We start from the raw sequence: 25,886 nt of genomic DNA on the forward strand, positions 1-25,886 counted from the left end.
GGTGGGTTACTCCCAGGTGACCTCGCCGGGCTCCTTGTCGGGTCGTAACCCGCGCCAACTCGGTTGGCGCAGACGGTTATCCGAGGTGCGTTCGCTGTAGCGGACCTCCCCGACGAGTTCGGGTCGCACGAACGTCACACCCTTGGCGTCCTGGCGCGGCAGCCGTTCGTTGAACGGGCTCTCGTCGGTCTCCAGCGGTTTGAGGGTCTTTTTGAGTTCGGCGAGCGCCTTGTCCGTGAAACCGGTTCCGACGCGGCCCACGAATTCCAGGCCCCCGTCGGCCGGGATCCCGAGCATCAGCGAGCCGATCCCGCTCGAACGTCCGCCCTCCCCCTGTCGCCAGCCGGCGATCACGACTTCCTGTGTGTTCCAGACCTTGTCCTTGATCCACGACGACGACCGCCGCCCCGGCTGGTAGGTCGAGTCGCGTTTCTTCGCGACCACGCCCTCCCACCGCTTCTTGCGGGCGTACTCCATCGCCTCGGGGCCGTCGCCGGGCAACGGATCCGGCACGATCAGGCCGCCGCCCTCGGCCAGCGCCTCGAGTATCTTGCGACGGTCGGAGTACTTGGCGCGCAACAGGGAGCGGCCGTCGAGGTGCAGGATGTCGAATGCCCAGAACTCCACGCGGGTCGATCGGGCACGGTTCTGCATCTCGGAGAAGCTCGGCACGCCGGACTCGTCGAGCGCGACCGCCTCACCGTCGATGATGACGTGATGATCGGCGAGATCGGCTGCCACCGCCTCGAATTGGGGAAACTCGGCGGTGACGTCTCGGCCACGCCGGGAGCGCACCGTGAGCCTGCCCCGATCCGCGTCGATGATCACGCGGTAGCCGTCCCACTTACCCTCGAACGCCCACTGGCTCGCCTTGAGCTTGGCGACCGAGCCTTCCGTTGACAGCATCGGCGCGAGATCACCTGCTTGCGGGCGCTTCTGGTCCTTCATGCGGTGCGCGAGCCAGTTCTTGCCGTCGGTCTGGATCAGCGCATAGCGGCCGTCGATCTTCTTGCCGCGCAGGTTGATGATGACCTCGCCGCCCTCCGCGGCGCTGTCGGGTGGTACGTCGTTGAACTTCTCGGCCTCATAAGTGCCGGTGTCCCAGATGATCATCTTGCCGCCGCCGTACTCGCCCTTGGGGATCTCGCCGTGGAAGGTGAGGTACTCCAACGGGTGGTCCTCGGTGTGGACGGCGAGGTGGTTGACCGACGGGGTGTCGGGCAGGTTCTTCGGAACCGCCCAGCTCACCAGCACGCCGTCGCGTTCGAGCCTCAGGTCGTAGTGCAGCCGTCGGGCGTGGTGTTCCTGGATGACGAACTTGTCGTTGTTCCCCGTCTTCGGCGGCTTGTTCGGCACCGGCTCAGGGGTTTTCGACGCGTCGCGCATGCTGCGATAGGTGGTCAGGCGGTCCGGTACCGGTACCGCCTCGTCGAGCGGTGCGAGCAGGTCGCCCATCTCCTGCACCCGGTCGAGCACCTCGTCGAAGTTGAGGTGCCGCAACTTCGGATCCTCGATCTCGTCCCAGGTGCGTGGTGCGGCGACCGTCGGATGTTCGCGTCCGCGAAGCGAATACGGCGCTATCGTGGTCTTGGCGCCGTTGTTCTGGCTCCAGTCGACGAAAACCTTGCCGGTGCGCACGCTCTTGGTCATCGTCGCGGTCACGCGTTTGGGCATCGTCTTCTCGAGCTGTTGCGCGACCCGCCGCGCGAGAACCGATGCACCCTGCGAACTGATCGGTTCCTCGAGCGGGACGTACAGGTGCACCCCCTTGCTACCGCTGGTGAGCGGGAATGTGGTCAACCCGATGTCGGTGATGAGGTCGCGCACCTCATGGGCGACCTCGCAGAGCTGGCGGAAGGACACCCCCTCGCCGGGGTCGAGGTCGAAGACGATGCGGGTCGCGGGGCCGGGCGTCGGTGGCCCGTCGTCCTCGCTGACGAACCGCCACTGCGGGACGTGCACTTCGAGCGATGCCTGCTGCGCGATCCACGCCAGACCCTCGGCGGTGTCGATCAGCGGATAGGTCGTCGTCCCCGAGCGATGCGTGACCGACGCGCGGTCCAACCAGTCCGGCGCCGACGAGGCGAGTTGCTTTTCGAAGAACGACGGCTCCTCGACACCGTTGGGCCAGCGCTTGCGGGTCACGGCGCGGCCCGCGATATGCGGGATCATCGCCTCGGCGATGCCGACGTAATAGTCGAACACCTCCGCTTTGGTGGTGCCCGTCGCCGGGTACAGCACCTTGTCCGGGTTGGTCAGCTTCACCCGGCCGAATCGATCCACAGTGTGAACGTATACCCGCTGCTACGTTGGATCCGTGGCGAGAATCTTCGCGGCGGTGCTGGTCGCGGTGGCTGCCCTGCTGGCGGCACCGCACGCCGCGGCGGATCCGCAGGACCTCGTGCCCTACTGCTCGGGCGATCAGACGCCGATGGACAATAACTGCCGGCCGATGGCACATCAGGAGTTCACCCACTCGCCCAGTGGCCTCGACCCGAATCTGCCCAGCGGCCTTGACCCGGGGAACGCGGCGGTCGTCGACTAGCGGCAACGCCGCCGATTTCTGCGCCAGGGTCGCGATTTCGCGTTATCCACAGCCCTGCCGCAGAAATGGACGACGGGGTACGCGTTCTGTCGGCCGTCCCGTCCACGATCCGGTCATGTGGCAACCGTTTCTGGGCAGCGAGGCGATCAGCGATGGCCGACTCACGCGAGGGCAACTGCGCTGGAACCACTCCGCCGTCCTGCCGCGGGTCTACCGCCCAAACGACGCTGAACGCAATATCCACTCCAATGCCGTTGCGGCCTGGTTGTGGACCGGTCGCAGAGGCGTGATCGCGGGGCGGGCCGCGGCAGCGTTCCACGGCGCAAAGTGGGTGGATGCGTCGACCCCGATCGAGGTGATCACCGCTCACACCCGCCCGCGCGAAGGCGTCATCGTCCACGAAGAACGCTTGGCACCCGACGAGATCACCTACTTCGGGGAGATTCCCGTGACGACCCCCGCTCGGACCGCGTGGGATCTGGCTCGCCACCTTCCGCGCGACAAGGCCGTCGCGCATCTGGACGCCCTGGCCGTCGCCATGGGGGTGTCCGCCGATGATGCCTTGGCGCTGAGCGATCGATATCGGGGCGCACGCGGAGTTCGTCGTGCCCGGACGGCGCTCTGCTTGATGGACGCAGGCGCGCAATCGCCCGAAGAGACCCGCCTTCGTCTGTTGCTCATCGACGCCGGACTGCCCACCCCGCGGACGCAGATCAGGCTTAGCGACGGGTACCAGGAGGCGTTTCTCGACATGGGGTACGACGAGCCGATGGTCGGTCTGGACTACGACGGAGTTCACCACAGCGAGAACCGACGGCAATACGTGTATGACGTGGGTCGTGCCGCGTTCGTCGATCGCCAAGGCTGGATCGACATCCATGTGCTCAAGGAACACAGCCGGCGATACATCTTGCATCGCGTCTTCGACGCGTTCACCCGCCGCGGTTGGACCCCGCCGAAATCTGCAGGAGGGTCGCGGTGAGGCGAAAATCGCAACCCTGGTGCAGAATTCGGCGGCGCTGGAAGCCGCAATCAGTCGATGCGTTCGCCGGTCTCCGGGTGGAACAGGTGCACGGACCCTTCCGGATGCCTGCGCAGCCGCACCGTCTCGGCGAGTTTGGGCGCCGTGCGCGGATTGCAGCGTGCGACCAGCTCGACTCCCGAACCCGCGTGTGTGTAGAGGTAGGCCTCGCTGCCGAGGTCCTCGACCAGGTCGACGACGACTTCCACCCCGCCGGAGTCGGTGAGCTCCAGTTGTTCGGGCCGGATGCCGAGCGTGACCTCCGAGAGGCCCGCGTCGCTCAACTTCGAAAGTCGCTCGCGTTCGAGAGGCAGCGTCGTGTCGCCGATGCGGACACCGTCGGGCGCGATCGGCAGCGTCACCAGATTCATGGCGGGTGAGCCGATGAAACCGGCGACGAACGCGTTGGCCGGCCTGTCGTAGAGTTCGTTCGGGGCGGCGAACTGCTGCAGTTTGCCGAACCGCAGGACCGCGACCCTGTCTCCCATCGTCATGGCCTCGATCTGGTCGTGGGTGACGTAGACCGTCGTGGTGCCGAGCCGTCGCTGCAGCGCGGCGATCTGGGTGCGGGTCTGCACGCGCAGCTTCGCGTCGAGGTTCGACAGCGGCTCGTCCATGCAGAACACCTGCGGCTCGCGCACGATGGCGCGGCCCATCGCGACGCGCTGCCGCTGCCCACCGGACAGCTTGGCGGGCTTGCGGTCGAGGAACTCCGTGAGGTCCAGGATCTTGGCCGCCTCTTCGACCTTCTTGCGCCGCTCGTCGCGCGAGACCCCACGCAGTTTCAGCGCGAAACCCATGTTCTCGGCGACGGTCTTGTTCGGGTACAGCGCGTAGTTCTGGAACACCATCGCGATGTCGCGGTCCTTGGACGGCACACCGGTCATGTCCCTGCCGCCGATCTCGATCGTGCCCTCGTCGATGTCCTCCAGCCCGGCCAGCATGCGCAGGGCGGTGCTCTTGCCCGACCCGGACGGCCCGACCAGCACGACGAATTCGCCGTCGGAGATGTCGAGGTCGAGCGAATCGACCGCGAGCTTGTCCGAGCCTTCGTAGACGCAGGAGGCGTTGCGGTAAGTGATTGTGGCCATTGGTATCTCCGTGTCTCTCGTGATCGGGGTCCGACGGGTTACTTGATCGCGCCGAACGACAGTCCGCGCACCAGCTTGTTCTGGGCGATCCATCCGCACAGGATCACCGGCAGCGCGGCCATGGTCGCGGCCGCCGACAACACGGCCCAGTACTGACCCTCTCCGGCGATGAAGCCGACGAGGTACACGGGCATGGTCTGGGCGTTCACCGCGGTCAGGTTCACCGCGAAGAAGAACTCGTTCCAGGCGAAGATCACGCAGATCAACGCCGTCGCAGCGATACCCGGCGACACCAGGGGCAGGATCACCTCGCGCACCGAGCGCCACAGGCTGGCGCCGTCCAGGCTGGCCGCCTCCAACAGTTCGCCGGGCACCTCGAGGAAGAACGACCGCATCATCCACACCGCGATCGGCAGGTTCATCGCCGTGTAGAGCACGATCAACGCCCAGATGTTGTCCAGTAGACCGATATTGGACACGATCACATACAGCGGCAGGATCACCGCGACGACGGGCAGCATCTTGGTGCTCATGAAGAAGAACAGCGCATCCTGGGTCTTGCGGACCGGCCGCAGCGACAACGCGAATGCGGCAGGGACTCCAAGCGCGAGCACGAGCAGCGTCGAAATCCCGGTCGCGAACAGCGAATTCAGCATGGCGGGCCCGATGCCCTGGTCGAAGACGGCAGAATACTGATCCAGCGTCGGGGAGAAGAACAGCTTCGGCGGGCTGGTGGCGGCATCGGCCTCCTGCTTGAACGACGTCAACACCATCCAGAAGACCGGGAAGAAGAACCCGATCCCGACCAGCCACGCCACCAGCCCCCACGGACTGAACGTGCGGGACTTCTTCTTTCTCTTCGCCACGGGTTGCGGTGTGGCTGCGGTTTTCTCGACCGTGATAGTCATCTCAGGCCGCCTCTTCCTTCCCGGTGAACGACTTGAAGATCAATCGCAGCGCGAAGCTGGCGATGATGATCGTGAAGACGACCACCACCACTCCCATGGCCGCCGCCTGGCCGATGTCGAAGCCGAGGAACGCGCGCTGATAGATGTAGAACGGCAGGTTCGCGCTCGCGATGCCCGGCCCGCCCTGCGTCATCATGTAGATGGCATCAAACGTGTTGACCAGGAAGATCGCCCCGAGCACGACTCCCAACTCGATGAATCGCCGAAGGTGCGGAAGCGTCAACTCCCGGAAGAGCTGAAAGGCGTTCGCACCGTCGACTCGGCCGGCCTCCAGGATGTCGCGCGGCATCGACTGGAGACCGGCGAGGATCAGCAGCATCATGAACGGCGTCCACTGCCAGATCAGCATCACCATCACCATCGCCAGCGGAAACTGCCCGATCCAGTCCATCCGGTCGATCCCGACCAGCGACAGCAGCCAGTTCAGGATGCCGTTGTTCGGGTCGAGGATCGTCGTCTTCCAGATCAGCGCGGCTGCAACGGGTGTGACGAGGAATGGCGTGATCAGCAACGTCCGCACGATCCCGCGGCCCAGGAACGCTCGGTCGAGCAGCAATGCCAGGAGCAGACCGAAGAACGCGGAGATCAGCACCACCCCGACGATCAACACCACGGTGTTGAGCGCGACGGTCCAGAACTGACTGTCCTTGGCCACCGTGACGTAGTTCTGCAACCCGATGAACTCACGTGATCCGGGGCGAACCAGGTTCCACGACAGCGTCGAGTAGTAGAGGGTGAACAGGAACGGAACCTGCGTGACGACGATCATGAAAATCAGCGCCGGCAACAGCGGGCCCCGCCTGCGCCAGGCTTCGGCGCGGCTCACCCCGGTGTCCTTGGCCTCCCGGATCCTGCGAACCCGTTCTGCCACCGAGTTTTCGCTGGCGCCGGCCGTGGTATCGGCGGTTACGGTCATCACTTCTCCTGATATGTCTTGCCGACGACCTCGGCGTACTGCTGCGCTTGGTCGAGCGCCTCGTTGACCGTCTTCTGACCGGCGATGGCGGCGCTGATCTGTTGGCTGACCCTGGTGCCCAGATCCTGGAACTCAGGTATCGCGACGAACTGGATTCCGGTGTACGGAACCGGTTGCACGGTAGGCTTGTTCGGGTTGGCGTTCTGGATCGACCGCAACGTCAACGGTCCGTAGGATCGCGAGATATTCTCGTACTCCGGCAGTTCGGTGTAAGTGGATGTCCGGCTGCCCGGTGGGACCCTCGCCCAGCCGAGCTTCTCCCCCACCAGTTTCATGTAGTCCTTGCTCGTCATCCATGAGATGAACTTCCATGCGCCGTCGGGATTCTTGGCCGATTTCGGGATCCCCAGCGCCCAGGTGTAGAGCCACCCGGAGTTCTGCTTCTCGGCGATGGGCGCGGGCAGATATCCGATCTTGCCGACCAGTTCCGGGTATTCCTGCGGATCTTCGAGGACCGATACCGCCGACGTGGCGTCGTACCACATGGCGGTCTGGCCCTGGCCGAACAGGTTCGCGCACTCCTGGAAACCGGTGGAGGCGGCGCCCAGTTCTCCGGAGCGCTTGACCAGGTCGACGTAGAAGTTGACCGCCTTGCGCACCTCGGGGCTGTTGAGCTGTGCGTTCCACTGCTCGTCGAACCACCGCCCGCCGAACGTGTTGATCACGGTGTTCAGCGGCGCGAGCACCTCACCCCATCCCGGCTTTCCGCGAAGGCAGATTCCCGCGCGGTCACCAGACTTCAGGGTGTCGGCCCACTGCGCGACCTGCTGCCAGGTCGGCTGGTAGTCCGGTGACTGGTCGACCTCGATCCCGGCCTGTTCGAACAGGTCCTTGCGGTACATCAGAAACGACGACTCACCGTAGAACGGGACGGCGTACATGTCGCCGTCATACGACAGCGACTCGCGCAGCGACGAGATGAAGTCCTCCTCGTCGTACCCCGGTGTCTGCGAGGCGTATTCGGAGAGGTTCTGCAGCCAGCCGTCCTTCGCCCACTGCGGGGTCTCGAAGTTGCTGATCATCACGACGTCGAACTCGCTTCCGCCCATCGCGGTCGACATGGTGATCTTGGCGCGGGCCTGGTTCTCCGAGAGCGTGACGAACTTCAGCTTCGTGCCGGGGTTGGCCGCCTCGAACTCCGACGACAGATCCCTGGCGTCGGTCATCTGCGAGTTCGACACCATGGCGATGGTGACCTGGTTGTCCGAGGCGCCCAGGCTGCCTGCTCCCGAACACCCGGAGGCCAGTACGACCCCGGACGCCGCGGCCACCGCCGCGAACCGCTTCATCATTGTCGGTCTCACCTGCGTCATCTCCTCACTGCGCCAACAACCAACGCGCACAATCGATGTCACACACCAACAGCCGGGCCAACCTGCCCCGCAGGACGGCCAGAGTGGCGTCGTACTTCGCGGCGCCGCTGGAGATCAGCAGCGTCTTCTCGCAGTTGCGGATGTCCTCGAGCGGCACGGACACCGCGCGCTGCTGGAGTTCGGTGTCGACGGGGACGCCGGCCGCGTCGAAGAACCGGCCGCCGATCTCACCCACCGCGCCGAGCAACTCCAACTCGTCGAGCATGCGGGTGTCGAGGAAGCTGCCTTCGAACAGCGTGGTCGACGTCGATACCGCGCCGACACCGAAGAGCATCATGTCCGCGTGCCGTCCTGCCTCCAACGCGCGGGAGATCACCGAATCGCTGCGCATCGACGCCACCGTCGACGGGTCGGCATACAGGGGTGCGGGCAGTCGTAACGTGCTCGCGCGCAACGCTTCCCCGCAGCGGCTCAAGATGAACTCGGTACCGGTCTGATACGCCGCGGTCGACATGGCGCCGTCGAGCTGCACCACCGCGCGGCAGCTCGCCACGCCGGGAACCAACGCGTTGGCCACCGCGACCTGCTCAGGCCCCCAGGTGAACCCGAGGACGTCGTCGGGTGTGAGACGCCGCATCAGCAGCGCTGCCGCAGCCCGGCCAACACTGGCGTATGCGACGGGCCGACCGGGTGCGCCGATGTCGACGCCGTGGCCGGCGACCACCACCTCCGTCAGCCCGTAGCGCCGCTCGAGTTCTCGCTCCTCCTCGGCGTGCAGGTTCTCACTCAGCCCGGCGGGCACGGCGATCTCGATGCGCACCAGACCCCGGGCCTTTGCGCGCGCGATCAATCGACCCGCAGTCGGGCGCGAGACACCCAAGCGGGCGGCGATCTCGGCCTGGGTCAATCCGTCGAGGTAGTACATCGTCGCCGCGCGCAGGGCCAGGCGGACGTCCTGTGTCGGCACCGCAGCCCCGGCGAGGTCACCGGTCGACGTTGGTGCGGTCACCGCCCTGCCCTCCTCGGACTGTGAGCATTTGCTCAGGGGTGCGATTAGATGCTCATCACGTTAACATGGTGATGTGACGCACACAACACTCTCACCGGACAGCCGGATGCGGGCGGCCGTGCTCGTCGAACCCGGGCGGATCGAAATGCAGGAGCGCCCTGTGCCCCGGCCAGACCCCGGTGACGTGCTGATACGGGTCTCGTCGGTGGGAGTCTGCGGATCGGACACGCACTATTACCGGCACGGGCGAGTGGGCGGATTCGTCGTCGAGGCGCCGTTGATCCTCGGCCACGAGGCCGCGGGCACGATCGTCGACGTCGGCGACAACGTCGACCCGTCGCGCATCGGCGAACGGGTGTCGATCGAACCGCAGCGCCCCGACCCCGACAGCGACGAAACCCGCCGCGGGCACTACAACCTGTGCCCGCACATGCGGTTCTTCGCGACCCCGCCCGTCGACGGGGCGCTCTGTGAGTACGTGACCATCGGCGCGGAGTTCGCCCACCGCGTGCCGGACTCGATCTCCGATGAAGCGGCGGCGTTGTGCGAGCCGCTCTCCGTCGGCATCGCCGCCGTCCGCAAGGCGGGTGTCGACGGACGGTCGCGGGTGTTGGTCACCGGCGCGGGCCCGATCGGCATCGTGGTGATCCAACTCGCGCGGGCCTACGGCGCGACGGACATCATCGTCAGCGATCCCGACGAGGCCCGTCGGCAACGGGCGATCTCGTTCGGGGCCACGGAGGTTCTGGACCCGACGACCCAGCCGATAGGCGATTTCGGGGTGGACGGATACATCGACGCCTCGGGCGCGCCGACGGCCGTGGCCGACGGCATTCGCGCGGTGCGACCCGCCGGGCGGGTGGTGTTGGTCGGCTCGGGTGCGGAGTCGATGGAGCTGCCGACGCAGGTTATCCAGAACCGTGAGCTGGTGTTGACGGGCGTCTTCCGCTACGCCAACACCTGGCCGACGGCGATTGCGCTCGTCGAGTCCGGCCAGGTCGATCTCGACGCGATGGTGACCGCCCGCTTCCCCTTGGAGCGCACCGCCGAAGCCCTCGACTCCGACCGCACGCCGGGTAGCGTGAAGTCGGTGGTGTCGGTGTCATGAAACTCGACAACTCCACGCTCGCACAGCTTTCCACCGACAAGCCGACCTACGATCGATCCCAGATATCGGTCGGCATAGTGCATTTCGGAGTCGGCGGCTTTCACCGGGCGCATCAAGCGATGTACGTCGACCGACTCCTGGAGAAGGGGCTGGCCAAGGAGTGGGGCATCGCCGGCGTCGGCGTGATGCCTGCCGACCGCAGGATGGCCGATGTGATGGCCGCCCAGGACGGCCTGTACACCCTGCTGCTGGAGAAGCCCGACGGTACCCGCGAGGCGCGGGTGATCGGTTCGATCGTCGACTATCGCTACGCGCCCGACGACCCAGAGTCGGTGATCGAACTGTTGGCCGCGCCGAGCACGCGGATCGTCTCGCTGACCATCACCGAGGGCGGCTACAACATCGACAACCTCGGTGAGGGCGTGAACGTCTTCGGTCTGGTGGCCGAGGCGCTGGCGCGCAGGCGCGACCGCGGCATCACCTCCCCGACGATCGTGTCGTGCGACAACATCGAGGGCAACGGCGACGTCGCCCGCCATGCGTTCACCACCTACGCCGAGCGGGTGCATCCCGGCCTCGGCGAGTGGATCGGCGCGCACACCACGTTCCCCAACTCGATGGTGGACCGCATCACACCGGTCACCACACCCGACGTGATCGACGTCGTGGCAACCGAATTCGGTATCGATGACCAATGGCCGGTGGTGGCCGAACCCTTCACGGCGTGGGTGCTCGAGGACGACTTCGCCGACGGGCGACCACCGCTGGAAGACGTGGACGTGCTGATGGTCGACGACGTCACCCCGTACGAGCTGATGAAGCTGCGTCTGCTCAACGCCGGCCACCAAAGCCTCTGCTATTTCGGGTATCTCGCCGGTTACCGGTTGGTGCACGACGCCGCAGGCGACCCGCTGTTCGCCGACTTTTTGTTGGCGTACATGGACGACGAGGCCACACCGACGCTCAAACCCGTGCCCGGCATCGATCTGCCCGACTACAAGCGCACGCTGATCGAGCGGTTCGCCAACCCGGGCGTCAAGGACACCATCGCCCGGCTGTGTTACGGCTCATCGGACCGCATTCCGAAGTGGCTGCTGCCCGTCGTCCGCGAGAACCTCCGAACGGGCGCGCCGATCCGGTTGTCGGCCGCGACGGTCGCCAGTTGGGCGCGCTACGCCGAAGGGGTCGACGAGCAGGGGCAGCCGATCGACGTGCAGGACCAGCTCGCCGACGTCCTGGTGCCGCTGGCCAAGGCTCAGCGCGACAACCCGACCGCATTCATCGAACACACCGACCTCTTCGGCGATCTCGCCTCCGACCAGCGATTTGTCGACGCATACGTCTGGGCGCTGAACTCGCTGCACCGCGACGGCGCGCGGGCAACGCTGGAAGCGTTGATGCACGGGAACGAACCATGAGCGCGGACCGTGCGCTGGTGATCGGCGAGGCGTTGATCGACATCGTCGAGTGTGGCGGCGAGGTCACCGGTGAACACGTCGGCGGCAGTCCACTCAACGTGGCGGTCGGGCTGGGCCGGCTGGGCCGCGGCGTCGACTTCCTGACGCACATCGGCGACGACCAACGCGGACGGCGCATCGTCGACCATGCCGAAGCATCCGGGGTGCAACTCGTCTCGGGAAGTACGGCCGCGGCGAGGACGCCGACCGCGTTGGCCACGCTCGACGAGCAGGGTTCGGCGCAGTACGAGTTCGACATCGAATGGCAACTGACCGGAACGCCCGAGGTGGGTCCCCCGCTGGTGGTGCACACCGGTTCGATCGCGGCGGTGCTCGAGCCCGGCTGCCGTGCCACCGCCGCACTGGTCGACACGTATCACCCGTCGGCCACCGTGACGTTCGATCCGAATGTGCGGCCCGCGCTGATCGAGGACGCCGATGCCGCGCGCACCCGCATCGACCGCCTCATCGAGCGCTGCGACGTGGTGAAGGCCAGCGACGAGGACTTGCGGTGGCTCGACCCGGGCCGCGCCCCCGAGCAGATCGCGGAGACGTGGTTGTCGCTGGGCCCGTCGATCGTCGCGGTCACGATGGGCGGGCAGGGGTCGTTCGCGCTGTGCGCGCAGGGCCTGGCGCGAGTGCCGGCGTTCGAGGTCGACGTCGTCGACACCGTGGGCGCCGGTGATGCGTACCTGAGCGGTCTGATCGATGCGCTGTGGACGTTGGGGCTACTGGGCGCTCAGCGGCGGCGTGACCTGGCGCGAATCAGTGCGGCCGACCTGACGCGTGTCCTGCGCACGGCCGCGATGTCGTCGGCGCTGACGGTCGCCCGCGCCGGCGCCGACCTGCCCGAACGCGGTAGCCGCGATGCGGCGCTGGAATCAGCCATACTGGGTTGATGCGTTCCATATGGAAGGGTTCGATCGCGTTCGGCCTGGTGAACGTGCCGGTCAAGGTCTACAGCGCGCAGCAGGACCACGACGTGAAGTTCCACCAGGTGCACGCGAAGGACAACGGGCGCATCCGATACAAACGTGTCTGCGAGATCGACGGTGAAGAAGTCGAGTATCGCGACATCGCCCGGGCGTACGAATCCGACGACGGCCAGACGGTGATCATCACCGACGAGGACATCGCCACGCTGCCCGAGGAACGCAGCCGCGAGATCGAGGTGCTGGAATTCGTTCCCGCCTCCGACATCGATCCGATGATGTATGACCGCAGCTACTTCCTCGAGCCCGAGGGCAAGTCGTCGAAGTCGTATGTGCTGTTGACCAAGACGCTCAAGGAGACCGACCGGGTCGCGATCGTGCACTTCGCGTTGCGTAACAAGACGCGACTCGCGGCGCTTCGGGTTCAGGACTTCAGCAAGCGCGACGTCATGGTGATCCAGACGCTGTTGTGGCCCGACGAGATCCGCGATCCCGACTTCCCGGTGCTGGACAAGGAAGTCGACATCAAGCCGGCCGAGCTGAAGATGGCCACCCAGGTCGTCGACTCGATGACCGACGACTTCAATCCCGACCGCTACCACGACGAGTACCAGGAACACCTGCGTGAGCTGATCCAGGCGAAACTCGAAGGCGGCGAAGCATTCACCACCGAGGAGCAGCCGCAGGAACTCGACGAGACCGAGGATGTCTCCGATCTGCTGGCCAAACTCGAAGCCAGCGTGAAGGCGCGACGCGAAGGTCGCGGCAGGTCAAAGGGTTCCGACGACGACAAGCCGGCCAAGAAGGCGCCCGCGAAGAAGAGCGCCGCCAAGAAGACCGCGGCGAAGAAGACACCCGCCAGGAAGGCCGCGAAGAAGTCGACAGCCAAGAAGTCGACGGCCAAGAAGACCGCCGCGTCGAAGAAGTAGCAGCCCGCCAGGACTCGGGGCGTCGTAGAACTACTGGTTCGCGAGACGTACACCAGGGCCGTGCTATCCGGTCCAAGCACGACCCTGGTGTACGTCTCGCGGCAATTAGAACGTGTTTCAAAAAGCCCTCACGCGCATCGTCGTGTCCTGTTACGGTTCGCCCGGCGAGGGAAGGATTCGGAAACGTGATTCTTGACAGATTCCGGCTCGACGATCAGGTCGCGGTGGTCACGGGCGCCGGTCGCGGCCTGGGCGCCGCGATGGCGTTGGCATTCGCCGAAGCCGGTGCAGACGTGGTGATCGCGTCACGCACACAGTCGCAACTCGAGGAAGTCGCCGAGCAGATCAAGGGCGTGGGCCGCAGGGCGCACGTCGTGGTCGCCGACCTGGCCCACCCCGCCGACACCGCCACGTTGGCCGGTGCCGCGATCGAGGCGTTCGGAAAACTAGACGTCGTCGTCAACAACGTCGGCGGCACCATGCCGAACGCGCTACTGAACACCTCGACCAAGGACCTGCGCGACGCGTTCACCTTCAACGTGACCACCGCGCACGCGCTCACCACCGCGGCGGTTCCGCTGATGCTCGAGCACTCCGGCGGCGGCAGCATCATCAACATCACCTCCACGATGGGCCGGCTGGCCGGCCGGGGTTTCGCGGCCTACGGAACGGCCAAGGCCGCACTCGCCCACTACACCCGCCTGGCCGCGCTCGACCTGTGCCCGCGGATCCGGGTCAACGCGATCGCGCCGGGGTCGATCCTCACATCGGCGCTCGACATCGTGGCCTCCAACGACGACCTCCGCAAGCCCATGGAGCAAGCAACTCCGATGCGCCGACTCGGCGATCCGCAGGACATCGCCGCCGCCGCGGTGTACCTGGCCTCGCCCGCTGGCAGCTACCTGACCGGTAAGACGCTGGAGGTCGACGGCGGTTTGACGGTGCCCAATCTCGACATGCCCATTCCGGACCTGTGAGAGGACCTCCATGACGATCAAAGTGGCCGCGGTCGGCACCGGCAACGTCGGCAGGCACGCGCTGACCCAGCTCATCAACGATCCGCAGTACGAGCTCACCGCTGTCTGGGTGTCGTCGGAAACCAAGGCCGGCAAGGACGCGGGTGAGCTTGCCGGACTGCAGGTTTCGACCGGCATCACCGCCACGACCGACCTCGATGCGGTGCTGGCGACCCGACCCGACTGCGTGGTCTACACCGCGATGGCCGACAACCGGCTGCCCGAGGCGCTCGAGGACTACCGCCGCATTCTGGCCGCAGGCGTCAACGTCGTCGGCAGCAGCGCGGTCTTCCTGCAGTACCCATGGGAGGTACTGCCCGACGAACTCGTCAAGCCGATCGAGGAAGCCACCCAGACGGGCGGATCGAGTGTCTTCGTCAACGGCATCGACCCCGGCTTCGCCAACGACCTGCTACCGCTCGCGCTCGCCGGAACCTGTCAGAGCATCGAGCAGATTCGGTGCATGGAGATCATTAACTACGACACCTACGACAGCGCCACGGTGATGTTCGACGTGATGGGCTTCGGCAAGCCGCTCGACGAGATCCCGATGCTGTTGCAGCCCGGCGTCCTGAGCTTGGCCTGGGGATCGGTGGTGAGACAGCTGGCCGCGGGGCTCGGCATCGAACTCGACAAGGTGTCCGAAACCTATGTGCGCGAACCGGCTCCCGAGGATTTCGACATCGCAGCGGGCCACATCGCCAAGGGCACCGCGGCGGCGCTGCGCTTCGAGGTCCAGGGCATCAAGGACGGCAAGGTCGCCGTCGTGCTCGAACACGTCACCCGGTTGCGCGATGACCTGCACCCGGACTGGCCGCAGCCCGCTCAGGAGGGTGGCTCGTACCGCATCGAGATCACCGGCGAACCGTCGTACACCATCGACCTCTGCCTGAGCAGCCCGAACGGTGACCACAACCACGCCGGACTCGTCGCGACGGCCGCCCGTGTCGTCAACGCGATCCCCGCGGTCGTGGCCGCGCCGCCGGGCATCCGCACCACACTCGACTTGCCGCTGATCACCGGAAAAGGGTTGTACGCTGTGCGTTGAAGCCGGGGGTCGATCAGAATCGAGGACGTGCCTATGCGGACCACCCTTCGTTATCTCGCACCGCTGATCGCTGCCGGCGGCATCGCTGCGGCACTCGCGGCGGCCTCGCCTGCCGCCGCCGAACCGGCTCCGAACCCGAACCCGACCTTGCCGCAGTGCGTCGACACCGGCGGCGCGCAGGCCATCGGCGGGTCCACCACTGAATGCGCGACTCCGGGCAACGTTTCGATTGACGCTACGCCCGCTCAGCAGGAGTACGTCGGCCCATGGGGAAGCATGTGGGAGGGCGACGGCTTCTTCTTCCCGTGACCGTTCGGGATTGACGCTCAACGTTTTTCGCAGCGCTCGCCGTATGCGCAGTCGCTGACCAGAAGTGCCCCAGGCCGAGGAGGCCAACCATGAAGGCCCGATTTCGTTATCTCACAGCGGCTCTCGCGGTCGGCGTCATCGGCGCGTTAGCACCCGTCGCCGGTGCCGCGCCCCAGTGCACCAACATCGCCCCCAACACCACGCAGTGTCAGACCAACGGAAGTTCACAGATCGTCACGTCACCGTCGGTGCAGACCAGCCCGTACTGGGGCTGGCCATGGGGCGGCGGCCTCGTCATCGGGCTCGGCGGCGGGCACAAATAACCCCACCCACCACCGAGGCCCAGGTTTCGGTTACCCTAACTTTTCTATTCGCAACCCCGGATAGAAAGAGGGTGGGGTGGCCCAGAGCACCGAGGTGAAGGCGCGCCCGAGCTGGCTGCTGCTCGGACCGGCGTTCGTGGCGGCCATCGCCTACGTCGACCCCGGCAACGTCGCCGCCAATGTCAGCGCCGGTGCCCAATTCGGTTTCCTGCTGATCTGGGTGATCGTGGCGGCCAACGCGATGGCCTGCATCGTGCAGTACCTCTCGGCCAAGCTCGGCTTGGTGACCGGCATGTCGCTGCCGGAGGCGGTCGGTAATCGGATGCGCCGCCGCACCCGGCTGACCTACTGGATGCAGGCCGAATTGGTCGCGATGGCAACCGATCTCGCCGAGGTCGTCGGTGGCGCGATCGCGCTGTACCTGCTGTTCGACCTACCGCTGCTGACCGGCGGCATCATCACCGGCGTCGTCTCGATGGTGTTGCTGATGGTCAAGGACCGCCACGGCCAGAACTCGTTCGAACGCGTCATCACCGGACTGCTGGCCGTCATCGCGGTCGGCTTCCTCGCCAGCCTGTTCGTCGCTCCCCCACCGCTCGACGAGGCGGCGACGGGGTTAGTGCCGAAGTTCGCCGGCACCGAGAGCGTGCTGATCGCGGCGGCGATGCTGGGCGCGACCGTGATGCCGCACGCGGTGTACCTGCACTCGGGCCTGGCCCGGGACCGCCACGGCCATCCCGACCCCGGGCCGATGCGGCGGATGCTGCTGCGGGTCACGCGCTGGGACGTCGGCATCGCGATGGTGATCGCCGGCGCGGTCAACCTGTCGATGGTGTTGGTCGCCGCGACGAACCTGCGGGGTCAGGAAAACACCGACTCGATCGAGGGTGCGCACGCCGCCGTCGGCGAGACCCTGGGGCCGACGATCGCGCTGTTGTTCGCGATCGGCCTGCTCGCCTCGGGGTTGGCGTCGTCGTCGGTCGGCGCGTACGCCGGCGCGATGATCATGCAGGGCCTGCTGCACCGCTCCATTCCGCTGGCGCTGCGCCGCCTCATCACGCTGCTGCCCGCGCTCGCGGTGTTGGCGATCGGCCTGGATCCCAGCCGTGCGCTGGTGTTGTCGCAGGTGGTGCTGTCCTTCGGGATACCGTTTGCGCTGATTCCGCTCGTGCGGCTGACCAGCGACCGCGCCCTGATGGGCGCCGACGTCAACCATCGGGTGACGACGGCTATCGGGTGGGTCATCGCGGGCCTGATTACTCTTTTGAACGTGGTGTTGATTTATCTGACGCTGACGGGTTGATGCACACCTACTTCGCCTACGGCTCGAACCTCAACGTCCACCAGATGGCGTTGCGGTGCCCCAACGCGGCGCACCCACGCCCGGCGATGCTGTCCGACCACGACTGGCTGATCAACGAGCGCGGCGTCGCCACGGTCGAACCGTTCCACGGCTCCGAAGTGCACGGTGTGCTGTGGCAGCTCAACGACCGCGATCTGGCGGTGCTCGACAGCGCCGAAGGTGTTCCGGTGCGTTACCGCCGCGACCGGCTCACCGTGCACACCGACGAGGGGCCCGCCGAGGCGTGGGTGTACATCGACCACCGCGTCGAACCGGGTCCGCCACGGCCCGGCTACCTCGAGCGCATCATCGACGGCGCCCTGCACCACGGCCTGCCAAGCCGCTGGGTCGACTTCCTCAAGCGGTGGGATCCGGCGCATTGGTCCGTGCGCTCTGACCGATCCGATATCCCTGCCCCACAGTCGCTTTCGGAGCTCCTGGCGCAGCCGGGCATCGTCGAGGAGCGGATCTTGCGGTCCCGCTTCGGTTTTCTGGCCATCCACGGCGGCGGCCTCGAGCAGATGACCGACGTAATCGCCGAACGCGCCGCCGACGCCGCGGGCGCCTCGGTGTACACGGTGCGCCACCCCGACCACTATCCGCACCATCTGCCCTCGGCGCTGTACCGGGCGCAGGAGTCCGAACGCCTCGCGGAATTCCTCGACCACGTCGACGTCGCGGTGTCACTGCACGGGTACGGCCGCGTCGGTCGCAGCACCCAGTTGCTCGCGGGCGGGCGCAACCGCGCACTAGCCGAGCACCTCGCCGAACACGTCGAAGTGCCTGGCTACCAAGTCATCACCGACCTCGACGCGATCCCGCGCGAACTGCGCGGGCTGCACCAAGACAACCCCGTCAACCGCGTCCGCGCAGGCGGCGCGCAACTCGAGCTCACACCGCGGGTGCGCGGCATCAGCCCGCGCAGCCAACTACCCGGCGACGACGGGCTCACACCGGCGACCTCCGCGTTGATCCAAGGGCTCGTCGCCACCGCGCATTCCTGGGAACTACGCTCGGCCTAGTGCGTATCCCAACCATCGCGGCCCTGCTTCTCCTTGTGCTGACCGCCGCACCGGTTCATGCCCAGCCCGCCGCCGTCGACGCGACCCTCGAGCGTGCCGTCGCGGAGGAAGGACTCGCCGGCGGGATCGTCGTGATCCGCGATGGGCCACACCTCACCCGGTACTCCGCCGGGCACTCCGACCTCGACACCGGAGCCGGATTCGCACCGAACACCCACGTGCGTGTCGGTAGCATCACGAAAACCTTTGTGGCCGCGACGGTTCTGCAGCTGGTGGCCGACGGCAGGGTCGGGCTCGACACATCGATCGAGACGTACCTGCCCGGCCGCATCCGGGGCGAGAACATCGATGCCACGGCGATCACCGTGCGCCAGCTGTTGCGCCACCAGAGCGGCCTGCCGGAATACTTCGACGACCTGACCGAGATCCCGGATGAACCCGTGAGCGGCGATCAACTGCTCGACAGGGCGCTGGCTCGGCCCGCGCAGTTCGCCCCCGGCGCGACGATGAAGTACACCAACACCAACTACATCGTCGCCGGCCTGCTGATCGAGAGGGTGACCGGGAGACCGGCGGCCGACGAGATCACCGCGCGAATCATCGCGCCACTGGGGCTGTTCGACACGTACTTCCCCGCGCCGGGCGAGAACGGGCTGCGGGTGCCGTTCGCCCACGGCTACGAAGTGGTCGACGGCAGACGCACCGACGTCACCGACTTCAACGCCTCCGCGGCGTGGACCGCGGGCGGCCTGGTATCGACCGACGAGGACACGACGGCGTTCATCACCGCGCTGCTCGACGGGCGGGTGGTGCCCCGCCCTCAGCTCGACGAGATGATGCGGACCGTTCCCATGCCGGATACCGAGGGACTTCTCGAGTACGGATTGGGCCTCGGGCGCGTGTCATTGCCGTGCGGGGTGAACGCGTGGGGCCACGGCGGCGACATCGCGGGGTATCACAGTTTCGCGGTCAAGACCTTCGACGGGCCTGCCATCTCGGTGACGCTGACGCAGTCGCCGGAGTCGACGGCGCCCGCCGAGGATCCGCGCGGAGATGTGCTGACGGCGCTCTATTGTCCCGCCTGACCTGAGCACCCATCCGTCGCGCGGGCGGCTCCGAATACCTCCATGTGGATGGTTCCTACCTGTACCGCACCCGGACGCCGCACCTGCGTCGTGCGCCGGTGTACCACCATTTCGAGCATCACGGTTACAGCTGGCTGGTCGACGTCGACCGGCTTCCGCGGGCCCCTTGGTGGCTGCGGCCCTTCGCGCGCTTCGACGCCCGCGACCACCTCCACGGCGCCCCGGGTGACTCGCTGCGCCAGCGCATCGACGCGTTCCTGTCTGACCGCGGTGTCGACCTGGGCGGCGGGCGGGTCACCGCGCTGCTGCAGGCGCGGGTGGCCGGCTACGCGTTCAACCCGGTGACGCTGTACTGGTGCCATGACACGGCGGGCGTCGTGCGCCTCATCGTCATGGAGATGCACAACCACCGCGGTGAACGGCACGCGTATCTGCTGCCGCCGAGCCCGGACGGGACGTCGATGGCGCCGAAGAGGCTGCGGGTGTCGCCGTTCAACGGCACCGACGGTCACTACCTGGTGCGCGCGCCGCACCCTGGCGACGAGGTGAACGTGACCGTATCGCTGCACCGCGGCAACGGCCCGGCGTTCATCGCCACGGTGCGTGGCGCACGCAGGCGCGCGGGTGTCGCCGAGGTGCTGCTGATGCAGGCGAAGGCCCCGCTGGCGCCGTTGATGACGGCGCTGGAGTATCGGCTCCAGCACCTCACGCTGTGGCTGCGGCGTGTCCCTCTGGTGCGCGGCGCCGAAGCGGTCGGCGAAACTGTCGCTCCGACAGCGGCTTTCGTCGGTAACACGGCCAGATCGCGATATTCATGACGGTGCACACGCGGGTGGCTAGGCTACCGCTGGTGACCACGGACCTCGACGAGCTGCTTCGCCAGGTTGCCGAGGAGAACGTCGAGGCCTTCGCCACCTTCTACGACCGCACCCGTGCGCGGGTGTTCGGCCTGGTGACCCGGGTACTGCGCGACCCGGGGTACAGCGAGGAGACCACGCAGGACGTCTACCTGCAGGTGTGGCGCACCGCGCGAACCTACGACCCTTCGGCGGGTTCCCCGCTCGCGTGGCTGATGACCCTCGCGCACCGCCGGGCGGTCGACCGGGTGCGGTCCGAACAGGCCGCGACGCAGCGGGAGGACCGCTACGGCGCGGCCACCGTCGAACTGCCCTCCGATCACGTCGCCGACTCGGTGATCATGCGCGACGAGCGCCGCCAGGTCGCCAACTGCCTGGGATCGCTGACGGATGTACAGCGGGAGTGCATCCAGCTGGCCTACTACGACGGGCTGACCTACGCCCAGGTCTCCGAACGGTTGTCGGCGAACCTCGCCACCATCAAATCGCGGATGCGCGACGGCCTCCGCGGTCTCCGCAAGTGCTTGGGGATGGCATGACCGAGCCCATGGATAGCGACCTCGGCGCACTCGCGGCGCCCTACGCCCTGAACGCGATCTCGGATTCCGAACGCGAGGAAGTCGACCGCCGCGTCGCGGCCGCACCCCCCGCCGTCGCGCAGGCCTTCGCCGACGAAGTGCGCAATGTCCGGGAGGCCATGGCGGTCGTGTCGGCCGCCACCGCCGCCGAACCGCCTCCGCATCTGCGCGAGCGTCTGCTGGCCGAGATCGGCGGCGAGCGAGCGGAACCGGTACGCCAGTTGCGGCCGCGGCCGACGCGTTGGCAGAAGACCGCGCTGGCCGCTGCCGCTGTTGTCGTGGTCGGCGCGGGCGCCCTGGGCGTCGGTTTGGCGCTGCGACCGGCCGACAAACCCTCTACCGCCGAGCAGGTGTTCGCCGCGCCCGACGTGCGCACCGTCTCGGGGGAGATTCCGGGCGGGGGCACCGCGACGGTGGTGTTCTCGCGCGAGAAGGATGCCGGGGTGCTGGTGATGAACAACGTCACCCCGCCGCAACCCGGCACTGTCTACCAGATGTGGCTGGTCGACGCGGAGGGTCCGCATCCCGCGGGCACCATGGACCCGCAGTCGGTGGCGCCGTCGACGACGGCCGTGCTGCCCGACATCGGCGACTCGAGCACTCTGGCCTTCACCATCGAACCGCCCGGCGGTTCGGCGGAGCCGACCAGCGCACCGTTCGCCGAGCTACCTCTGGCCTAGATATCTGTACCGATTTCTGCGAGACGGTCGTGATTTCCGCGGAAGCACAGCCCTGGTGCAGATTTCGGCGTAGCCAAGGCCCGTCGGCCTACGCTCCCGCCAGCGTCGCCTCGGCCGCCTCGGCCACGACGTCGCCCACGTCCCGGCGGCGCTGCCACGCCCGCCGCTGCCGGATGGCGCCGTTGCCCTGTTCGGCGACGCGGCGCAACTCGTCGAACACCAGGTCGTAGTCGCCCACGGCTTCGAGCGCGGGCCGTACATGCTCGACGAGCCGGTCCAGCAGCTCTCGCGCGGGCACCCGCTGATGGCTTTCCAGCAGGTCGACCGCATCGCCGTCGAGGCCGTCGCGCGCGGACTTCCAGTACGCCGCCTTGAGCGCATGCGCGGCGAGCGGCGGTGTCGGCTCGCCGCGCCGCTCGTCCTCCAACGCCGTCATCACCGCGGCCCGGGTCAACGCGGCCAGCAGGACGGTCTCGGCCGCCGTCGCGGGCACGTCGGCGACGCGCACTTCGATCGTCGGGAAGTTCTTCGACGGCCGCACATCCCAATAGACCATGCCGTCATCGCGCATCGCGCCCGCCTGTTGCATCATCTGCACGACGGCGTCGTACTCGTCGACGGAGTCGAAGTGCGGCGGCGGGCCCGCGCTGGGCCACCGCGCCCACAGCACACTGCGCCAGCTGGCGTAGCCGGTGTCGGAGTTGCGGTAGATCGCGGAGTTCGCGCTCAGCGCCAGCAGGCTGGGCAACCAGGGCCGCAGCCGGTTGCTGACCCGGATCGCGGCTTCGCGGCTGGGCACCGCCACGTGCACGTGGCAGCCGCAGATGCCCTGCTCGTGCGCGATCATCCCGAACTTCTCGCCGATCTCCCGGTACCGCGGAGTGTCGGTGATCGGGAACTCCTGCGGAAGCGTGGGCGGCAGCCCGACCGCCAGCAGTTGCGCCCCGGCCGCGTCCGCGGCCTCGGCGGAGAGTCGGCGCAGCCGCAGCAGCTGGTCGCGTAGTTCGCGGGAAGAGGAGACCACCTCGCTGGTGGTTTCGACCTGGCAGGTGGTCAGTTCGAGTTGCAGCTTCACACCGCGCTTTACCGCCTCGCGGGCGACGGCCTCGTTGAGCGCGACAGGTTCCCCGCTCGCGGGGTCAACGAGCAGGAACTCTTCTTCGACGCCGATCGTGGGATGCGTGGCCATGGGTCAACTCGTTGCCGAAATATTGATCCGGCCCGTCGGATGATTCACGACGGGCCGGATCGGGGCAATAAATCCTTCAGGTCCGGGGACTCCGATGATTCGAAGTCGGCGGCAGATGTATTGCCCGAAGCTTCTGCGCGCCAAACATCCTTTGTCGACCTGCGACCCTCCTACGATCGATCCGTGACCAAACCCTTCCGGTTCGGCGTCGGTCTGCAGGCCGCGCGCCGTCAGAAGTCGGTGCAGGACTGGGCGCGCCGCGCCGAGGACATGGGCTACGACATCGTCCACGTCGCCGACCACCTCTACACGACCGCGCCGTTCCCGATGATGACGGCGATGGCGATGGCGACCGAACGGCTCCGCGTGGGCACGTTCGTGCTCAATGCCGGCTTCTACCGGCCCGCGCTGCTCGCGCGGGAGGTGACCACGCTGCGGGACCTCAGCGGCGGGCGGTTCGACCTCGGGCTCGGCGCCGGCTATGTCAAGGTGGAGTTCGAACAGGCCGAGCTGCCGTATCCCTCGGCCGGTCAACGAGTGGACTGGCTGCGCCACGTGACCGAGCACATGAACGAGCACGCGCCCGATGTGCCGATCCTCATCGCGGGCAACGGCGACAAGCTGCTGACGCTGGCTGCTCAGCGCGCCGACATCATCGGGCTGACCGGCGGCGCCCCGATCACCGCGACGTCCGATCCGCTCGCCGACCGCATCGCGTTCCTGCGCCAAGCGGCCGGTGACCGGTTCGACGACCTCGAGCTCAACATCGCCGTCACCGCCATGCCGACCGACGATTCCGGCAGGCCCGACCTGTCGATCACGAGCCGGTTCCTCCCCCACTTGTCAGAAGAGGAGCTGCTGGCTACGCCCGCGGTGTTGTCGGGGTCGACGAGCGAGATCGCCGACACGCTGCGCGGCTACCGCGAGACGTACGGCATCAGCTACATCACCGTCCAGCAGCTGCACGCCGAGCCGTTCGCGAAGGTGATCGCCGAGCTTTAAGAGTTTCGCGCTTGTGCGACAACGGATTCAACCGACCGCAGCACGAAGTCCGACCACTCCGGTTCGCGCACCGCGTCGTGGTATTCGTAGAGCTTCCACGGGCTGACGGTGTGGATCTCACCGCGGGCGTTCTTGAAGTAGGAATGCTCGATCGACGGGTGCGACCAGACCGTCATCTTGATCGCCTCCTGTGACCGGCGACGCCAGTCGTCGGTGGCGTCGGCCTTCGGCTCGATCGAGTGCAGCCCGTCGGCCAGGGCGCGCAGACACTGGCCGATATAGCGCATCTGCAATTCGGAGTTGAAGATGAGGCTGCCGCCGTGTGCCAGATGCGTGCCGGGGCCGTAGGTGAGGAAGAAGTTCGGGAAGCCCGGAACCATGATCCCTCGGTACGCGTACGGCCGGTCGCCCCAGACGTCGCGCAGGTCGATCGGATTGCCGTCGCCGTCGCGGCCGGTGATCCGCAGCGGCCACAGCACCTCGGTGGCGCGAAAACCGGTGGCGTACACGATGATATCGGCGTGCCGTTCCTGGCCGTCGGCGGTCACCACACCCGTCGGCGTGATCCGCTCGATCGGCGTGCGGACCAAGTCGACGTTGTCCCGGCGAAGAGTTCGCAACCAGGTGCCGTCATCCTGCAGCGTGCGCTTACCCGTCGCGGGATAGTCGGGCAGAACCTTGGCGAGCAGTTCTTCGTCACCCTCGACCTGGGTGGTGATCCAGTCGGTGAACATCATCCGCGCGGCGGCGTTCATGTCGCTGACCGCGTAATCGCCTTGCTCGTAGGCGGGATCCACACGTGCGGCGTCCAAGCCCTTGTCGGCGCCCGGCCACAGCAGCAGGAACCGGTACCAGCGGCTGTAGAACGGCAGGTGTTCCATCGCCCAGCGGGTGCCGTCGCCAACTTCGTTGTGGTACATCGGGTTCGGGAACATCCACTGGGCGGTGCGCTGGTAGACGTCGAGATGCTCGACCCGGTCGGCGATCGCGGGCGCGATCTGGAAACCGCTCGCGCCCGCGCCGATCAGCGCGACACGGCGGCCGGTGACATCGACGCCGTGGTTCCACGCCGCGGAGTGAAAGGCCGGTCCGGCGAACGTGTCAGCCCCTTCGATATCGGGGATCTGAGGCCGGTTGAGTTGGCCGACCGCGCTGATGATCGCACGCACGGAGATTCTGGAAACCCGGCCGTTCTTCGCGCGCACCGCGACCGACCAGGTCCCCGAGTCGTCATCCCATTCGGCCGAGACCACCTCGGTCTCCCACCGCACGTGCTCGCCGATGCCGTGTTTGTCCATCACGTCGACGAAGTACTGACGCAGCTCGGGCTGCTCGGCGAAGTAGTGGCTCCACTTGTTGCTGGGTTCGAAGCTGTAGCAGTAGAAGTGGTTGGCCACGTCGACGCGGGCGCCCGGATAGCTGTTCTCCCACCAGGTTCCGCCGGGGCCTGCGTTCTTCTCCACCACCGTGAACGGCAGACCGGCCTGCTTGAGCCGGATGGCGGCGAGCAGCCCGGACTCGCCACAGCCGATGACGAGTACGGGAAGCGTTGCCGCCGCGTCTGGATCGATGGATTCGGGCTTGCGGGGGTCAACGCCGTCGAGGTCGAGTTCCTCGGTCAGCAGCGGCAAATACTCCTCGCCGACGGGTTCGCATGCGGCCCAATCCATCATCTGCTTGACGACGGACGCGTCCAGCGGTGCGGGTTCGGGGCAGCCGCGGTCACGGTAGGCCGTGATCACCTCCAGCGCCTCGGCCCTGGCCCGAGCCTTGTCCTCTTCGGACATGAAGCCCTGCACCTCGTTGAGGAACAACCCGGCCTGGGCGTAGTCGCGGATGAAGCGGGTGTCGCCAGTGATGTGCACGAGGCTGAGTAACAGCGTCGGGACGCTGACGTCCTCGAGCGCCCGCTGGATTTCGTCGGTGGGCGTTGTGAACGGCGTGCCGGCGTAGCGACTGCGCACGACATCTCCTCCTGACCGCGACGGCCGCATCCAATTACGGAACTTAAAGTAGCGTAATCGACGGGGGCCTCCGGCAGTGACGTTTGATTCGCAGCGGCCGGCCAACCGGTAAGCTCCCAGCG

General features: G+C 66.9%; 25 protein-coding genes. 17 read left to right on the forward strand and 8 right to left on the reverse strand.

Annotated elements, in window-relative coordinates:
* Positions 1-6: 6 nt before the first annotated feature.
* On the reverse strand, positions 7-2,283 hold the full coding sequence (locus A5759_RS16465; protein WP_068199471.1) for an ATP-dependent DNA ligase: 2,277 nt from the start codon (positions 2,281-2,283) through the stop codon (positions 7-9).
* 34 nt (positions 2,284-2,317) lie between these two features.
* Between A5759_RS16465 and A5759_RS16470 the strand changes: the two genes are divergently transcribed.
* A complete protein-coding gene (locus A5759_RS16470; RefSeq protein ID WP_068199472.1) occupies positions 2,318-2,545 on the forward strand; it encodes a hypothetical protein in 228 nt (75 codons plus the stop codon).
* A gap of 115 nt (positions 2,546-2,660) precedes the next feature.
* Positions 2,661-3,527 carry a hypothetical protein gene (locus A5759_RS16475; protein WP_068199474.1) on the forward strand — a complete coding sequence of 289 codons (867 nt, stop codon included), beginning with the start codon at positions 2,661-2,663 and terminating at the stop codon, positions 3,525-3,527.
* Positions 3,528-3,577: 50 nt separating this feature from the next.
* Here the strand turns inward: A5759_RS16475 and A5759_RS16480 are convergent, their stop codons facing one another.
* From A5759_RS16480 to A5759_RS16500, 5 genes are read right to left on the reverse strand one after another with little or no spacing between them, the layout of a single operon-like run.
* Entirely contained in the window at positions 3,578-4,657 is a 1,080-nt protein-coding gene (locus tag A5759_RS16480; protein ID WP_064418986.1) for an ABC transporter ATP-binding protein, read from the reverse strand.
* 38 nt (positions 4,658-4,695) lie between these two features.
* Positions 4,696-5,565: a carbohydrate ABC transporter permease gene (locus tag A5759_RS16485; RefSeq protein ID WP_068199476.1), complete on the reverse strand. Its 870-nt coding sequence runs from the start codon at positions 5,563-5,565 to the stop codon at positions 4,696-4,698.
* Between the two features lies 1 nt (position 5,566).
* On the reverse strand, positions 5,567-6,541 hold the full coding sequence (locus A5759_RS16490) for a carbohydrate ABC transporter permease (protein WP_068199478.1): 975 nt from the start codon (positions 6,539-6,541) through the stop codon (positions 5,567-5,569).
* Positions 6,541-7,893: a sugar ABC transporter substrate-binding protein gene (locus A5759_RS16495; protein WP_156616955.1), complete on the reverse strand. Its 1,353-nt coding sequence runs from the start codon at positions 7,891-7,893 to the stop codon at positions 6,541-6,543. Before A5759_RS16495 ends, A5759_RS16490 begins: the two co-directional genes overlap by 1 nt.
* A gap of 25 nt (positions 7,894-7,918) precedes the next feature.
* Positions 7,919-8,923 carry a sugar-binding transcriptional regulator gene (locus tag A5759_RS16500; protein ID WP_082962159.1) on the reverse strand — a complete coding sequence of 335 codons (1,005 nt, stop codon included), beginning with the start codon at positions 8,921-8,923 and terminating at the stop codon, positions 7,919-7,921.
* A 106-nt stretch (positions 8,924-9,029) separates the two neighbouring features.
* Here A5759_RS16500 and A5759_RS16505 point away from each other — a divergent pair, with 106 nt between their 5' ends.
* The 14 genes from A5759_RS16505 (at position 9,030) to A5759_RS16570 (ending at position 21,609) form a co-directional block, all read left to right on the forward strand.
* Positions 9,030-10,031, forward strand: coding sequence for an NAD(P)-dependent alcohol dehydrogenase (locus A5759_RS16505; RefSeq protein ID WP_068199480.1), 1,002 nt, complete (start codon positions 9,030-9,032; stop codon positions 10,029-10,031).
* Entirely contained in the window at positions 10,028-11,449 is a 1,422-nt protein-coding gene (locus A5759_RS16510) for a mannitol dehydrogenase family protein (RefSeq protein WP_068199482.1), read from the forward strand. Before A5759_RS16505 ends, A5759_RS16510 begins: the two co-directional genes overlap by 4 nt.
* Positions 11,446-12,387 carry a carbohydrate kinase gene (locus A5759_RS16515; protein WP_068199484.1) on the forward strand — a complete coding sequence of 314 codons (942 nt, stop codon included), beginning with the start codon at positions 11,446-11,448 and terminating at the stop codon, positions 12,385-12,387. The genes A5759_RS16510 and A5759_RS16515 overlap by 4 nt, the downstream gene beginning before the upstream one ends.
* A complete protein-coding gene (locus A5759_RS16520; RefSeq protein ID WP_068199487.1) occupies positions 12,387-13,349 on the forward strand; it encodes a Ku protein in 963 nt (320 codons plus the stop codon). The genes A5759_RS16515 and A5759_RS16520 overlap by 1 nt, the downstream gene beginning before the upstream one ends.
* A 185-nt stretch (positions 13,350-13,534) precedes the next feature.
* Positions 13,535-14,326 carry an SDR family oxidoreductase gene (locus A5759_RS16525; RefSeq protein ID WP_066840848.1) on the forward strand — a complete coding sequence of 264 codons (792 nt, stop codon included), beginning with the start codon at positions 13,535-13,537 and terminating at the stop codon, positions 14,324-14,326.
* A gap of 10 nt (positions 14,327-14,336) precedes the next feature.
* Positions 14,337-15,413, forward strand: a complete 1,077-nt coding sequence (locus A5759_RS16530; RefSeq protein ID WP_068199489.1) for a diacylglycerol kinase — start codon at positions 14,337-14,339, stop codon at positions 15,411-15,413.
* Between the two features lie 33 nt (positions 15,414-15,446).
* Complete coding sequence (locus A5759_RS16535) at positions 15,447-15,722, forward strand: hypothetical protein (RefSeq protein WP_068199491.1); 276 nt, start codon at positions 15,447-15,449, stop codon at positions 15,720-15,722.
* An 89-nt stretch (positions 15,723-15,811) separates the two neighbouring features.
* Positions 15,812-16,045 (forward strand): hypothetical protein, encoded by a 234-nt coding sequence (locus tag A5759_RS16540; RefSeq protein WP_068199493.1) that lies wholly within the window; start codon positions 15,812-15,814, stop codon positions 16,043-16,045.
* A 76-nt stretch (positions 16,046-16,121) separates the two neighbouring features.
* Positions 16,122-17,348, forward strand: coding sequence for an Nramp family divalent metal transporter (locus A5759_RS16545; RefSeq protein ID WP_068199495.1), 1,227 nt, complete (start codon positions 16,122-16,124; stop codon positions 17,346-17,348).
* Complete coding sequence (locus tag A5759_RS16550) at positions 17,348-18,409, forward strand: poly-gamma-glutamate hydrolase family protein (protein WP_068199497.1); 1,062 nt, start codon at positions 17,348-17,350, stop codon at positions 18,407-18,409. Before A5759_RS16545 ends, A5759_RS16550 begins: the two co-directional genes overlap by 1 nt.
* On the forward strand, positions 18,409-19,494 hold the full coding sequence (locus A5759_RS16555; protein ID WP_231984671.1) for a serine hydrolase: 1,086 nt from the start codon (positions 18,409-18,411) through the stop codon (positions 19,492-19,494). The genes A5759_RS16550 and A5759_RS16555 overlap by 1 nt, the downstream gene beginning before the upstream one ends.
* Positions 19,495-19,538: 44 nt before the next feature.
* A complete protein-coding gene (locus A5759_RS16560; RefSeq protein WP_068199499.1) occupies positions 19,539-20,312 on the forward strand; it encodes a DUF1365 domain-containing protein in 774 nt (257 codons plus the stop codon).
* Positions 20,309-20,890 (forward strand): sigma-70 family RNA polymerase sigma factor, encoded by a 582-nt coding sequence (locus A5759_RS16565; protein WP_068199500.1) that lies wholly within the window; start codon positions 20,309-20,311, stop codon positions 20,888-20,890. The genes A5759_RS16560 and A5759_RS16565 overlap by 4 nt, the downstream gene beginning before the upstream one ends.
* On the forward strand, positions 20,887-21,609 hold the full coding sequence (locus tag A5759_RS16570) for an anti-sigma factor (RefSeq protein WP_068199501.1): 723 nt from the start codon (positions 20,887-20,889) through the stop codon (positions 21,607-21,609). The genes A5759_RS16565 and A5759_RS16570 overlap by 4 nt, the downstream gene beginning before the upstream one ends.
* A gap of 88 nt (positions 21,610-21,697) precedes the next feature.
* Here the strand turns inward: A5759_RS16570 and A5759_RS16575 are convergent, their stop codons facing one another.
* Complete coding sequence (locus A5759_RS16575) at positions 21,698-22,798, reverse strand: glutamate--cysteine ligase (RefSeq protein WP_068199502.1); 1,101 nt, start codon at positions 22,796-22,798, stop codon at positions 21,698-21,700.
* A 183-nt stretch (positions 22,799-22,981) separates the two neighbouring features.
* Here A5759_RS16575 and A5759_RS16580 point away from each other — a divergent pair, with 183 nt between their 5' ends.
* Positions 22,982-23,800, forward strand: coding sequence for an LLM class F420-dependent oxidoreductase (locus A5759_RS16580; RefSeq protein WP_068199504.1), 819 nt, complete (start codon positions 22,982-22,984; stop codon positions 23,798-23,800).
* Here A5759_RS16580 and A5759_RS16585 read toward each other — a convergent pair.
* Positions 23,797-25,764 (reverse strand): NAD(P)/FAD-dependent oxidoreductase, encoded by a 1,968-nt coding sequence (locus A5759_RS16585; RefSeq protein WP_068199583.1) that lies wholly within the window; start codon positions 25,762-25,764, stop codon positions 23,797-23,799. The genes A5759_RS16580 and A5759_RS16585 overlap by 4 nt on opposite strands.
* Between the last annotated feature and the right edge of the window lie 122 nt (positions 25,765-25,886).

Source organism: Mycobacterium sp. 852014-52144_SCH5372336 (assembly GCF_001665615.1).
Taxonomy (GTDB): Bacteria; Actinomycetota; Actinomycetes; order Mycobacteriales; family Mycobacteriaceae; genus Mycobacterium; species Mycobacterium neumannii_A.

Bases quoted from the DNA above. Each gene is read 5' to 3' on its own strand.
- A5759_RS16565 (WP_068199500.1), top strand. From the start codon at position 20,309: ATGACGGTGCACACGCGGGTGGCTAGGCTACCGCTGGTGACCACGGAC.
- A5759_RS16480 (WP_064418986.1), bottom strand. From the start codon at position 4,657: ATGGCCACAATCACTTACCGCAACGCCTCCTGCGTCTACGAAGGCTCG.
- A5759_RS16575 (WP_068199502.1), bottom strand. From the start codon at position 22,798: ATGGCCACGCATCCCACGATCGGCGTCGAAGAAGAGTTCCTGCTCGTT.
- A5759_RS16505 (WP_068199480.1), top strand. From the start codon at position 9,030: ATGCGGGCGGCCGTGCTCGTCGAACCCGGGCGGATCGAAATGCAGGAG.
- A5759_RS16510 (WP_068199482.1), top strand. From the start codon at position 10,028: ATGAAACTCGACAACTCCACGCTCGCACAGCTTTCCACCGACAAGCCG.
- A5759_RS16490 (WP_068199478.1), bottom strand. From the start codon at position 6,541: ATGACCGTAACCGCCGATACCACGGCCGGCGCCAGCGAAAACTCGGTG.
- A5759_RS16535 (WP_068199491.1), top strand. From the start codon at position 15,447: ATGCGGACCACCCTTCGTTATCTCGCACCGCTGATCGCTGCCGGCGGC.
- A5759_RS16540 (WP_068199493.1), top strand. From the start codon at position 15,812: ATGAAGGCCCGATTTCGTTATCTCACAGCGGCTCTCGCGGTCGGCGTC.
- A5759_RS16520 (WP_068199487.1), top strand. From the start codon at position 12,387: ATGCGTTCCATATGGAAGGGTTCGATCGCGTTCGGCCTGGTGAACGTG.
- A5759_RS16475 (WP_068199474.1), top strand. From the start codon at position 2,661: ATGTGGCAACCGTTTCTGGGCAGCGAGGCGATCAGCGATGGCCGACTC.
- A5759_RS16530 (WP_068199489.1), top strand. From the start codon at position 14,337: ATGACGATCAAAGTGGCCGCGGTCGGCACCGGCAACGTCGGCAGGCAC.
- A5759_RS16515 (WP_068199484.1), top strand. From the start codon at position 11,446: ATGAGCGCGGACCGTGCGCTGGTGATCGGCGAGGCGTTGATCGACATC.
- A5759_RS16550 (WP_068199497.1), top strand. From the start codon at position 17,348: ATGCACACCTACTTCGCCTACGGCTCGAACCTCAACGTCCACCAGATG.
- A5759_RS16495 (WP_156616955.1), bottom strand. From the start codon at position 7,893: ATGATGAAGCGGTTCGCGGCGGTGGCCGCGGCGTCCGGGGTCGTACTG.
- A5759_RS16485 (WP_068199476.1), bottom strand. From the start codon at position 5,565: ATGACTATCACGGTCGAGAAAACCGCAGCCACACCGCAACCCGTGGCG.
- A5759_RS16570 (WP_068199501.1), top strand. From the start codon at position 20,887: ATGACCGAGCCCATGGATAGCGACCTCGGCGCACTCGCGGCGCCCTAC.